Annotated in this window: 12 protein-coding genes; 6 read left to right on the top strand and 6 right to left on the bottom strand. The window is 42.9% G+C overall.

The features are described 5' to 3' along the window. Window positions 1-16: 16 nt before the first annotated feature. The gene (locus tag I2I13_RS15605) at window positions 17-976 is read right to left on the bottom strand and encodes a phosphate acyltransferase (RefSeq protein WP_195649934.1); all 960 of its coding nucleotides are present in this window, start codon (window positions 974-976) and stop codon (window positions 17-19) included. A 179-nt stretch (window positions 977-1,155) separates the two neighbouring features. Between I2I13_RS15605 and I2I13_RS15600 the strand changes: the two genes are divergently transcribed. The 4 genes from I2I13_RS15600 to I2I13_RS15585 all read left to right on the top strand — a co-directional run bounded on the left by I2I13_RS15600 (window position 1,156) and on the right by I2I13_RS15585 (window position 4,474). Continuing rightward, a complete protein-coding gene (locus I2I13_RS15600) occupies window positions 1,156-1,959 on the top strand; it encodes a glycoside hydrolase family 16 protein (RefSeq protein ID WP_148367059.1) in 804 nt (267 codons plus the stop codon). Between the two features lie 8 nt (window positions 1,960-1,967). Further along, a complete protein-coding gene (locus tag I2I13_RS15595; RefSeq protein ID WP_195357894.1) occupies window positions 1,968-2,876 on the top strand; it encodes an LD-carboxypeptidase in 909 nt (302 codons plus the stop codon). Between the two features lie 70 nt (window positions 2,877-2,946). Continuing rightward, entirely contained in the window at window positions 2,947-3,942 is a 996-nt protein-coding gene (locus tag I2I13_RS15590) for a M28 family peptidase (RefSeq protein ID WP_074636473.1), read from the top strand. 109 nt (window positions 3,943-4,051) lie between these two features. After that, the gene (locus tag I2I13_RS15585) at window positions 4,052-4,474 is read left to right on the top strand and encodes a SufE family protein (protein WP_074636471.1); all 423 of its coding nucleotides are present in this window, start codon (window positions 4,052-4,054) and stop codon (window positions 4,472-4,474) included. Between the two features lie 75 nt (window positions 4,475-4,549). Here I2I13_RS15585 and I2I13_RS15580 read toward each other — a convergent pair whose 3' ends face one another. From I2I13_RS15580 to I2I13_RS15560, 5 genes are all read right to left on the bottom strand, one after another. Next, the gene (locus tag I2I13_RS15580; RefSeq protein ID WP_074636469.1) at window positions 4,550-5,344 is read right to left on the bottom strand and encodes a CPBP family intramembrane glutamic endopeptidase; all 795 of its coding nucleotides are present in this window, start codon (window positions 5,342-5,344) and stop codon (window positions 4,550-4,552) included. Between the two features lie 102 nt (window positions 5,345-5,446). Beyond that, window positions 5,447-6,394: a bifunctional riboflavin kinase/FAD synthetase gene (locus tag I2I13_RS15575; RefSeq protein WP_195357902.1), complete on the bottom strand. Its 948-nt coding sequence runs from the start codon at window positions 6,392-6,394 to the stop codon at window positions 5,447-5,449. A gap of 10 nt (window positions 6,395-6,404) precedes the next feature. Further along, window positions 6,405-7,028 (bottom strand): HAD family phosphatase, encoded by a 624-nt coding sequence (locus tag I2I13_RS15570; RefSeq protein WP_074636464.1) that lies wholly within the window; start codon window positions 7,026-7,028, stop codon window positions 6,405-6,407. Beyond that, complete coding sequence (locus I2I13_RS15565) at window positions 7,018-9,723, bottom strand: calcium-translocating P-type ATPase, PMCA-type (RefSeq protein ID WP_195649933.1); 2,706 nt, start codon at window positions 9,721-9,723, stop codon at window positions 7,018-7,020. Before I2I13_RS15565 ends, I2I13_RS15570 begins: the two co-directional genes overlap by 11 nt. Window positions 9,724-9,813: 90 nt before the next feature. Further along, on the bottom strand, window positions 9,814-10,989 hold the full coding sequence (locus I2I13_RS15560; protein WP_099146908.1) for a HAMP domain-containing sensor histidine kinase: 1,176 nt from the start codon (window positions 10,987-10,989) through the stop codon (window positions 9,814-9,816). Window positions 10,990-11,211: 222 nt separating this feature from the next. Here I2I13_RS15560 and rd point away from each other — a divergent pair, with 222 nt between their 5' ends. Together rd and I2I13_RS15550 are read left to right on the top strand one after the other, a co-directional pair. Next, window positions 11,212-11,376: a rubredoxin gene (rd, locus tag I2I13_RS15555; RefSeq protein ID WP_004306971.1), complete on the top strand. Its 165-nt coding sequence runs from the start codon at window positions 11,212-11,214 to the stop codon at window positions 11,374-11,376. Between the two features lie 134 nt (window positions 11,377-11,510). Next, complete coding sequence (locus I2I13_RS15550; RefSeq protein ID WP_195649932.1) at window positions 11,511-12,209, top strand: hypothetical protein; 699 nt, start codon at window positions 11,511-11,513, stop codon at window positions 12,207-12,209. The last annotated feature ends 30 nt before the right edge of the window (window positions 12,210-12,239 follow it).

Here is a 12,239-nt window from a genome sequence, read left to right as displayed (position 1 = left end):
GCTTTTAGTGGTGAATTTAGAATGATGAGCCGGTGACTTGGCTGACTTGTTTTCTGCATTTGCAATCTCCTGACACTTGTAAGCATGCCATCGCAATGCTGTAATATTTGGACAAGCCGGAATCACTACGCGATGGAAGCACTACAGGGCAAATGGGGCCTTGCAGCAATCCTGCCATTTCTGCCTGTGCAAACAGGGAAACGGATTTGTAGAATGTGTTACCCGATTCAATGTTCGGGAATATCAACACATCCGCTTGTCCGTTGATAGGAGATACAATCCCTTTAATATCACCACTTGCTTGTTCGCAGGCAGTACGTACATCCAGCGGACCGTCAATAATCACATTTCCGAATTCTCCCGCTTCGGCAAGTTCTACGATATTCACATAGTCTAGTGAATGAGGGAACTTGGCACTCACTTTTTCTGTGCAGTGAATCAGTGCGACACGCGGTTGTTCGATACCAAAGTGACGGCAGGTACAGATAGCATACCAGACCATTTCTATACGTTGCTGTAGCGTGGGACGCGGAATGACAGCAGCATCCGAGAAGAAAAGCAGTTTATGGTAAGTAGGAATTTCCATCACTGCCAGATGCGTGAGAATTTTCCCTTTCGGTAACAAACCTTTTTCTTTGTCGAGTATGGCACGCAGTAAGTTGTCCGTATTGATAATCCCTTTCATCAAAATATCCGCTCCTCCTTCACGGACAATGCGGACAGCTTCGCGCGCCGCTTCATCCGGATTTTCTATGTGGATGGTTTTTACGTATTCGGGATATTGCTTGAGCGTGGGATATTTCTTCAGAATGGTAGAATCTCCAATCATCAGAAATTCTGCAATCCCTTCTTCCAAAGCACGGGAGATGGCATATTCAGTATTAGGATCGTTCGCACAGACCACGGCAATTCGTTTTCTATGGTTTAGTTTTTTAAGATGAGCCGTTAACTGGGCAAAATTTAGAATAGGTTCCATAACGTTAGATTTTTAGCAAATATCAGAAAAATGATTGAAAAAATAATGATTATAACCCGAAAAATTACATCCATTATGTAACATTTTGCTATATTTTATTTGTTTTGGCCGTTGGATGTGCATGGAACCGTTTTTTCCTGTATTTTTGCAAATAAATCCCCCAATAAAATAAAAGTGCCATGAAACAGTTTAAAAATCTATTATTTCTTAGCTTAATTTTCCTTTGTTGGACGCTTGTTTCCTGTAAAAGCAGCAAGATATCTTCCGGTTGGTCTTTGATCTGGGAAGAGAACTTTAATCAGAAAAAGAACTTTGATTCACAGGTCTGGAGCAAGATTCCACGAGGAAAGTCAGACTGGAATAACTATATGACGGACTTTGATTCCTGTTATGCCATGCGTAAAGGCAAACTGGTGTTGAGAGGTATTGTCAATCATACCCAACCCAATGACACTGCCCCTTATTTGACAGGTGGTGTTTATACGAAAGGTAAAAAGGCTTTTGCGAACGGGCGTATTGAGATTTGTGCCAAGCTGAATGCGGCGGGAGGAGCATGGCCTGCCATCTGGATGCTGCCTGAAGGAGCGGCATGGCCATCCGGTGGTGAGATTGATATCATGGAACGTTTGAATAATGATTCTATTGCTTATCAGACCGTTCATTCCCATTACACTTATACGCTGGGAATCAAGGATCACCCGGTATCACATTCTACGGGAGTGATTCACCCCGACCGCTACAATATTTTTGCAGTCGAAATGTATCCTGACAGTCTTTCATTTTATGTCAATGATGTGCATACGTTTACTTACCCCCGCATACAAACGCAAGAAGAGGGACAATTCCCTTTTAATCAGCCATTTTATCTGCTGATTGATATGCAGTTGGGAGGCTCGTGGGTGGGAGCAGTCTCTCCCAAGGATCTTCCGGTAGAAATGGAAGTGGACTGGGTACGTTTTTATCAACGAAAGTCAATAAAATAAGAACATATATGGATATTCAATTTCCTCCCTTTTTGCAGAATGGTGATAAAGTGGTTATTGTATCACCTTCGAGTAAGATCGACCAACAATTCCTGAAAGGAGCCAAGAAACGGATGGAATCATGGGGCTTGAAAGTGGCTATAGGAAAACATGCCGGAAGTTCATCCGGAAGATATGCCGGGACAATCAAGCAGCGGCTGAAAGATTTGCAGGATGCGATGGACGACCCTAAAGTGAAAGCTATTCTTTGTAGTCGTGGAGGGTATGGGGCGGTACATTTGATCGATAAAATTGATTTTACGGCCTTTCGTGAGCATCCGAAATGGTTACTGGGGTTTAGCGATATAACCGCCTTGCACAATCTGTTTCAGAAAAATGGATATGCGTCCCTTCATTCATTGATGGCCCGTCATCTTACGGTGGAACCCGAAGATGATCTTTGTGCAAACTATCTGAAGGATATTTTATTGGGAAATATTCCTTCTTACACGTGCGAGAAGCATAAATTGAACAAGCAGGGAACTGCACAAGGTGTTTTGCATGGCGGTAATATGGCGGTAGCCTACGGTTTGCGTGGGACTCCTTATGATATTCCGGCGGAAGGGACTATACTGTTTATTGAAGATGTTAGCGAACGTCCGCATGCTATCGAGCGTATGATGTATAATTTGAAACTAGGAGGCGTACTTGAAAAACTGTCCGGATTGATTATCGGTCAATTTACGGAATATGAAGAAGACTGTTCACTGGGTAAGGAATTGTATGCCGCTTTGGCAGATTTAGTAAAAGAGTATGATTATCCCGTCTGTTTCAATTTCCCGGTGGGGCATGTGACTCATAATCTCCCGCTTATCAACGGTGCAAAAGTAGAGCTTGTGGTGGGAAAGAAAAATGTGGAACTGAAGTTTATATGTTAATAATCCATTCCATCTGAACGATGCTGTGGTGAAAATGACTAATTTTGAGGCTTTAATAGATAAAAGGACGATGAAAAAGAAAACTATGATAGTATTAATGAGTGCCTTTTTGTTATTGTCAGCATTCTCTTGCGGTGGAGGTAACAAGGCAAATAGTACGAGTGAACAAAATGAAGAAACTGTCGTGAATGTACCTCAATTTGATGCGGATAGTGCTTATTTGTATGTAAAGAATCAGGTAGATTTCGGACCTCGTGTTCCTAATACAAAAGAACATGTTGCCTGTGGCAATTACCTTGCCGGTCAGTTGGAGGCTTTCGGTGCTCAAGTGACTAACCAATATGCCGATTTGATTGCTTATGACGGGACGTTGTTGAAAGCGAGAAACATTATCGGTTCTTATAAGCCGGAAAGTAAAAAGAGAATCGCTTTGTTTGCACATTGGGATACACGTCCATGGGCGGATAACGATTCTGACGAGAAGAACCATAAAACTCCGATTCTGGGTGCAAATGATGGTGCCAGTGGGGTAGGAGCTTTGCTCGAAATAGCCCGTCTGGTCAATCAGCAACAACCGGAATTGGGAATTGACATCATTCTATTGGATGCAGAAGACTATGGTGCGCCACAGTTTTACACGGGGCAGCACAAGGAGGAGTTCTGGTGTCTGGGATCGCAGTATTGGGCACGTAATCCTCATGTACAAGGATATAATGCACGTTTTGGTATCCTGCTTGATATGGTAGGAGGTGAAGGCAGTGTGTTTATGAAAGAAGGATATTCGGAGGAATTTGCTCCGGACATAAATAAGAAGGTTTGGAAAGCGGCAAAAAAAGCGGGTTACGGAAAGACTTTCATGGATGGAAACGGAGGATTTGTAACAGACGACCATCTGTTCATTAATCGTCTGGCACGTATTAAAACGATTGATATTATTCCATATAATCAGGAGGGTGACTTTACCCCGACATGGCATACTGTCAATGACAATATGGAACATATTGATAAGAATACGTTGAAAGCAGTCGGTCAGACCGTATTAGAAGTGATTTACAATGAGAAATAATAGAATCGAGAAATAATATAATAAGGTGTCGATATACTGGTGTGCCGTTTTTAAATACGGCATCTGTTATTCGCACATTGGTATATTGTCTAATTAAATAATTACTATAATGTCAATTAATGAACTACAAGATGAAGTGATTGCGGAATTCAGTGACTTCGACGATTGGATGGACCGTTATCAATTACTTATTGATCTGGGGAATGAGCAGGAACCACTTGAAGAAAAATATAAGACGGAACAAAATCTGATTGAAGGATGCCAGAGCAGGGTATGGCTTCAAGCGGATGATGTGGATGGTAAAATCGTTTTTAAAGCAGAAAGCGATGCTTTGATTGTAAAGGGAATTATTGCCTTGTTGATTAAAGTCCTTTCCGGACATACTCCTGATGAAATCTTGAATGCAGATCTTTATTTTATAGACAAGATCGGACTGAAAGAGCATCTATCGCCAACGCGTAGCAATGGTTTGCTGTCGATGGTAAAACAAATACGAATGTATGCATTAGCATTCAAAGCGAAAGAGAAATAAAATTCACCACAGAGGACGCTGAGTACACAGAGTCTTTTTTGAATTACACATTTTGCGATTACTACATATCCCTTGTCAGTATAAACCTTTGTGTCCTCTGAGTCCTCTGTGGTGAAAATTCATGGTCAGTATGATACCGATAAACAGGAGGATTGACCCGAATAGGACGATGAGATACGGGGTACCGTTAATCAGGTCGTCCATATTTTCTGCTTCGGGATATTTGATACTAAGATAGACTGACAATGAGTTGTTTAGTACATGCATGAGTATACAAGGTATCAGACTGCCTGTTTTGTAATAAGTCCATGCCAACAGGATACCGATCAGAAATGCCGGAAGGATCTGGGCGGGATTTATATGAAAGACACCGAACAGAAGTGCGGAAATCAGAATTGCTTTAGTCGGATTGTATTGCTGAAGTAAAGCGTGGGTGATGGCTCCGCGAAACAATAACTCTTCAAGTACGGGGCCTACGATAGCTATTGCAAGAATACCGCCCCAGCCGGATTGGAGAATGTTGAAAGATTGTTCCATGATATTAGGAATCCAATCCAGCAGGCTCATTAATGAGGAGACTGCAAACCCGCAAGTGAGGATTGCGATGGCACTGCAAACCAGATAAGAGGCCGATACTGGTAACCATGTTGCCCTCTTTTTACTGATATAACCGGCTTTCCATAGATAAATACCCATCATAATCTGACCGGCTAGCTGTGCCGGAATCATAATCATTTGCGTCAGAGTGACTTTATCCAGATTTCCCGTGGTGACGAACAAATAGATCGTACAAGGAATCATAATCAGGATTGGAGCAACAATCTGCGCAATGAGAAGGTCTATTAATACTAATTTGATAGCCGTTTTCATGGTTTTTTATTTAGTGGTAAAGAAACTATAGATAAACATAGCTAACATGGATATAGCTATTACCACCAAAGAGATACTCATAAATGACTTTTGCATAAGAATCTATTTTTTAAGAATTGTTTCTGTCTCTTCAGCATCCTTATGGAGCTGTGTTATTAACTCGTCGATACTGGAGAATTTCAGTTCGGGACGTGTCCGTTTTACAAAAGTAAGCCGGATGAATTTATCATATATGTCGGAATGGAAGTGGAGGATATTCACCTCAATCGTCCGGTTCGGACCATTGTCTATCGTCGGGCGGACACCTATATTCAGCATCCCCATATACGTTTTCCCGTCAAATGTCACCCATACGGCATATACTCCATCGGCAGGAATCAGTTTATCGGGATCATCCACCCGTAAATTGGCTGTTGGGAAACCTATTTTTCTGCCTACCTGATAGCCGCCTACTACTATCCCGTCGAGGAAATATTCATATTTCAGACAATGGGCGGCCAGGCTAACTTCTCCTTCATGAAGAAGTTTACGGATCAAGGAAGAGCTTACCGGAATGTTGGGCTCGTCCCCTATTTCTATATTGCTGGTATACGCTTTGGCGCGAATTACTTCTATGCCAATTTCTTTTCCATAACGTACATAATCCTCGAAACCTTCGCTGCGGTTATGCCCGAAACGATGGTCATAGCCGATTACCAGATATTTTACCAGATAACGCTCTTTTAGCAACTGTGTCATAAACTCCCGGGCAGTGAGCCGGGAAATTTCAGGAGTGAAGTCAAGCATCAGGCAGTAATCTACCCCGATGTCTGCAAGCAGGCTTATTTTTTCTTCGGGAGTAGTCAGCAGTTCCGGACGATACTTCGCATTCATCACTTTTCGGGGATGAACGGGAAAAGTAACCAATGCAGAGCGTAGACCTTTCGCGGCGGCTATCTCCTTCACTTGCTGAATCAGATAGCGATGTCCTGCATGCACCCCATCAAAGAAACCGATAGTAGCTACGCAGGGTTCCGGGGTAATTGCCGATGTGTCACGTATAATCTGCATATCTCTAAATTTATTTAAGGTTGAAAAGATGGCTCCAGTCTTCGCCTGCTTTCGCTGTATAGGTGGAAATTCCTAAATTTTGGGCTGTCTTACAGTTCATTTCAGAGTCATCAATAAAGAGCGTCTCTTGCGGTTCGATTCCGGCATCCTCTATGATTGCCTTGAAGATCTCCGGTTCGGGCTTGGCCATTTTCATTTCAAAAGAGAGGTATGTTTTTTCAAAATAATCTTCCACCTTAAAGGTGCGGTAAGGAAACAAATGAGCGCATGTCCATTCCCAATGAATTTGGTTAGTATTGCTCAATAAGTAGACGACATATTTCTCACGTAATTTTAATAATAAATCAAGTTTTTGTGTGGGTATATCTACTAGAAAACTATTCCAGGCTGCATCTATTTGTTTGTCGCTAACTGCTTTGCCTATCATTTTACGAACTCCGTCACGGAATTCGGCAGGTGTAATCAATCCTTTTTCTTGTTGCATCAGGATTCCGTCCTGATTCTGGATATCCAGCAAGTCATCCACGTTTTGGAGCCCTAACTTCTGAAAGTGCTCAATGCAACGTTGGCGGTCGAGATTGATAAGTACACCACCCAAATCAATAAGAAGGTTTTTTATTCCTTTACTTTTCATTTCTGTTTTTTTTGTGAATAATACGTTGAACAAGGCGAATAAGTTCTCCAACCCATAACACCGTGGACGAAACGCCTATAATAAGAAGCCAGGTTTGCCAGTCAAGCGGTTCCGTACGGAATACAGCTCCACCGAACTGTACGATGAGGAATTGTCCGCCAAGAATAGCCAATACAATAAGTTCCATTCCATACGATTTGGAAAGTCCCTTGAATGCCGAATCGGTAGTGCCGAATACACGGGCATTGAACAAATTCCAGAATTGCAGCATGACAAAGAAGGTGAAGAAAATGGTCAGGTTGTGCACATTCATTCCTTGTGTACTGTGGTCGAAATAATAAATCATTCCGAGCAATACGATGAGGAAGATAGAGCCCGCACCTATTATATTAGATCTCATTGCCTTACTGATAATAAAATCGGTACTGCGACGGGGTTTCTCAAGCATGACAGTTTCGCTGGGTGGAATGGAGGCAAGAGCCAAAGCGGCAAAAGTATCCATAATCAGGTTCACCCATAACATCTGTGTTACAGTCAGCGGAAGTTCCGTACCGATTACGGAGCCTAGCAGAACGATAAGCAATGCCACAAAGTTGATTGTCAGCTGGAAAACTATGAAACGCTGGATATTCTTATACAATGAACGTCCCCACATAACAGCGGTTCCGATACTGTTGAAGGAGTCATCGAGCAATGTGATATCACTGGCCTCTTTGGCTACAGAAGTACCTGTACCCATTGACAAGCCTACTTGGGCATGATTTAAAGCCGGGGCATCATTCGTTCCGTCTCCGGTCACAGCTACGACAGCTCCTTTTTGTTGAAGCAGTTGTACCAGACGCTGTTTGTCTGTCGGGCGGGCGCGGGACATGATTTTTAAGTCCATCACTCTGTCCAGTGCTTCTTCGTCGCTCAATTCGGCAAATGCAACACCGGTGATTCGATTTCGTTCCGTATCAGTTTCGGGGTTCCAGAGACCGATCTGGCGTGCGATTTCCGTGGCAGTTCCCGGAGTGTCACCGGTCACGATCTTGATGCCGATACCTGCAGACTGGCATTTCGCAACCGCAGCAGGCACATCCGGACGAATCGGGTCGGAGATGGCAACCACTCCCAAGAAATTGAGGTCGTTGGCTGAAACTAGTTCCGTGCAATCGTTCGGCTCATTTTCTCCGACAATCTTGAATGCAAATCCAAGTGTACGCATAGCCATATTTTGATAGCTCAACAGTTGTGCTTCCACTGTAGAACGATACTCTACCGCATCCACTCGCCGTCCATCCAGAACAACTTCTTTACACTTGCCCAGAACAATTTCAGGAGCTCCTTTTATATAAAGTATTTTTTTGCCGATCAGGGGAGATTCAACAAGAGTTGCCATGAATTTCCGTTCGGTAGAGAAGGTGAGTTGATCGAGGACATGTGCTTGCTCGCGGAGTTGCAGGTAATCTCTTCCCTGTTTGTTAAGCCAGAGCAATAAAGCCACTTCGGTTGGATTTCCTACACCTTTCGGTTTCTCTCCATGGGTTGATTCTTCAAGGAAAGCTGTTGAATTAGCACTGATTCCCTCTGCGATAAGTGCGCTGATATCATCATCAGACAAGTCGCTGCCATTTTTGATACCATAGAAATTGGGTTCGTGCACTTGCATCAGATTTTGCGTCAGTGTGCCGGTTTTATCCGTACAAATCACGGTGATGGCTCCCATTGTTTCGCAAGCGTGCATTTTCCGCACCAAGTTGTTGGTGGAAAGCATACGGCGCATATTCAATGCCAGACTAAGCGTGACACTCATTGGCAATCCTTCAGGCACAGCTACTACAATCAGTGTAACTGCCATCATAAAATATTTCAGTGTCCGTTCGAAAACCGGAAGCCACTCATGCCACCCGTTCAGCGAACCGAAATCAAAAAATAACAATACATCCTTGACAAAGAATATGAGAAAAGCAAGACCGGCAACGGTAAAGCCGATCTTTCCGATCAGGTTTGCAAGTTTGGTCAACTGTATGTTCAGCGGGGTGGGCTCGAGGTTGTCCTCTGTGCTCTGCCGGGCTACTTTCCCGATTTCAGTAGCATCACCCACATGCAGCACACGCATGGTTCCATGACCATCCACTACTGTAGTACCACGCATCACCAGATTAGAAGCATAAGTCGCTTCTTCATCAAAATCCGTTTCTACAGTGGTTTTATTGATAACAGGTTCTCCGGTCAGATTGGATTCATTCACTTGCAGAGAGATAGCTTCCAGTAACTCTCCATCAGCGGGAATTTCTTCACCTGTTTCCAGAATCACAATATCACCTACCACTATGTCTTTACGAGGGATTTCCTGTACACGTCCGTTCCGGATCACTTTTACCAATGTTTCTTCATTGACTGCATTCAGCAAGTCAAATTTCTTGCTGGCATCATATTCGAAAAAGAAACCGATTCCGGTAGCCAGTAAGATAGCGGCTATGATTCCGATTGTTTCAGCATATTCGTTTTCGATGATGGAGATGATTAACGAGAAAGCGGCTGCCACTAATAACACACGCACAACCGGGTCTTCAAATTTTTCCAGATAGAGCTTCCAGAGAGAAGGACGCTTGGGGGGCGTTAACAGGTTAATACCATTTTTCTCCCTGCTTTGTAGGACTTCGTTATCCGTAAGTCCTAAATGATAATAGTCATTTTTATTTGTACTCATGCAGATACATGCGTTTAATTTGAACTGCAAAAATACAACATATAATTGTGATAGAATGTTTAATTAAAACTTTTTATGAAGTCGAATATGTTAGCGTGGTTTACCGCATGACCGATAAGGGATTGTAAACCAGAATGTGGAGCCTTTGCCCTCTACGGAATCCGCCCCGATTTGCCCGCCAAGTTTGGCGACAATGGTTTGAGAAATGGAAAGTCCCAGTCCCGCTCCCTTCTTATCTTTGTTCAGTTTCACGAAGCGCTCGAATACATCCGGTAATTTCTCTGCCGGAATTCCGGCTCCGGTATCCTTGACATAAAAGTAAAGTTCGGTGTCTCTGGCTTCATAGCCGAGGCGGATACTACCTTCATGGGTGAACTTAATGGCGTTGCCGGCAAAGTTGGAAAGCACTTGTGCCACCCGGTTCCGGTCTGTTTGAATCATGCAGGAAGAGCGAGACGGCTCTGCTATAATTTGTATCTTTCCTCCGACGTCATCAACTCTCATTTGAAAAAGTTGTTGTAAATCTGAGAGTAACAGATTGACGTCGACTGTTGCCTGCACAAATTCCAATGTTCCGGCTTCGATTTTTGACATATCGAGTATGTCGTTGACCAGTTGCATCAGGAGGTCGGCATTCATTTTTATGATTTCCTGATATTGAGCTTTCTCCTCTTCTGTAGTTGCACTGCCTAATACCTCTGCAAATCCGGTAATAGCATTGAGAGGGGTACGGATTTCATGGCTCATGTTGGCTAAGAAGGCAGATTTTGAAATATCAGCTTTTTCTGCTTTTTCCTTGGCTAGTAGCAGTTCCTTTTCAGCTTGTTTCCGCCGGGTAACATCGTGTACGGTGATTACCATATTCTCTTCTTCGTTAAGGAGGAAGTAAGAACCGGATATGACAGCATCACATTCTACGGTAGTATTATCAGACGTAACTACGGATAAAGTGGCTTCCAGATCCGTGAAGTTTCGTCTCTGTTCGAAAGCTTGGCGTATGGCGGTACGTATCGGACAAGAACCGCAGAAGCTATGTGTGCCGCAACCTCCCTCGGCTGCTAATGCATTGCGACATTGCAACAGGTCGCCCACTCTTTTTTCTTCTGTTCCTTTTTTTGTTCCGGTTTTTTGGTAATAGTTGGTTTTCAGAACTTTAAAGTCATTATCTATTAATAGGATAAAGGCGTGTACATTCTTTAAGATGGCACCGGCGATATGGCTGGTGCGTTCCAACTTTCTGGATTCACGGAACAATCGTTGTTGCATCCGCAGGCATTTTCTACGCTCCCATAAAAAACTGATTAGTAGGACTGCGCATAAAACTATTAAAGTAGACAATAGTGCTATAAGCATAGTATGATATTGTTGTTTTAGCTTGATAATATGGATACAAAGATAGTTTTTTTCTTTAGTTTGGAAATAGTGTTGAACAAATATCTTGCTGTTTGTGTTATATTATTTAGAAAACCAATTAAAAATACGAACGTTATGAAAAAGTACATTTGCACGGTCTGTGAATATATTTACGACCCCGAACAAGGAGATCCGGAAAGCGGAATTGAGCCAGGAACAGCATTTGAAGATATTCCTGATGATTGGACTTGTCCATTATGTGGAGTCGGAAAAGAAGACTTTGAACCGTACGAAGGATAAAACCAAGAGAGAGAATTATTAAGAGGAGAATGACTGGGTGTATGAATATATGCCCGGTCATTTTTTTATTTTTATGGCTGGAAATTATTCTGCTGATTATAAATGTAATATCTTTGACGCAAAAATCGGAAGTTATGTATAATAAAGCAACTGTTATGACCGATCTGAGATGTTTTTTATCTCTCTCTCTGTTATTAATATGCGGCCTTCTGATGGCTGGTTGTAGTGATGATGAAAATGAAGAACAGCCTCCTGCTCCGGATGTTCCGGATTATAGCACGATCATAGTGAAAGATATACAGAATATACCTGCGGATTTTACATTCGACCGGGTTGAGGTGAAAGTGACGGGGGCGGATTGGCAAGTGATTGAGACTCTTGAATTTCCTTATAAGGACGGACAGATTGTGATGATACTTCCCACGAGTTTTCCTTCGGAAAAGCTTCAGGCGGTAGACCGGCGTAATGGCATGGGCGGTTACTGGACCGGGACCTCGGATGATGCGGATGCTCTTGTGGCGACCCTAGGGGATTTCTTTGTTTTTAATGGCGATAAGAGAGTGGGACGGATTGCTATTTCCAACTGGTCCGCTAAAGAGTCTTCTGCCGGAAAAGCTACACTGGTGGGGTATCAGTATGCCGACCGTCCTTTTACGTTGACAGGCAGTGACAAATCGTATTATTATAATAATTGTTCTTTTAATAAAGGGTGGAATATATTTGCCAATATCAATCCGACCTCGGAAGACGGGACTGCAAAAGTGCTTCGTACAACTACTGTTCCGGAATCTACGTTATTTTGGCGCTTGGCTGAATCATACATATACAATTAATTTATAAAAGATAATGCTATAAATAAAAAG

Source organism: Bacteroides sp. D55t1_190419_B8 (assembly GCF_015558905.1).
Taxonomy (GTDB): Bacteria; Bacteroidota; Bacteroidia; order Bacteroidales; family Bacteroidaceae; genus Bacteroides; species Bacteroides vicugnae.
Note: the sequence above shows the minus strand (reverse complement) of the source record. Positions and strands in the feature narration are given on the sequence as shown.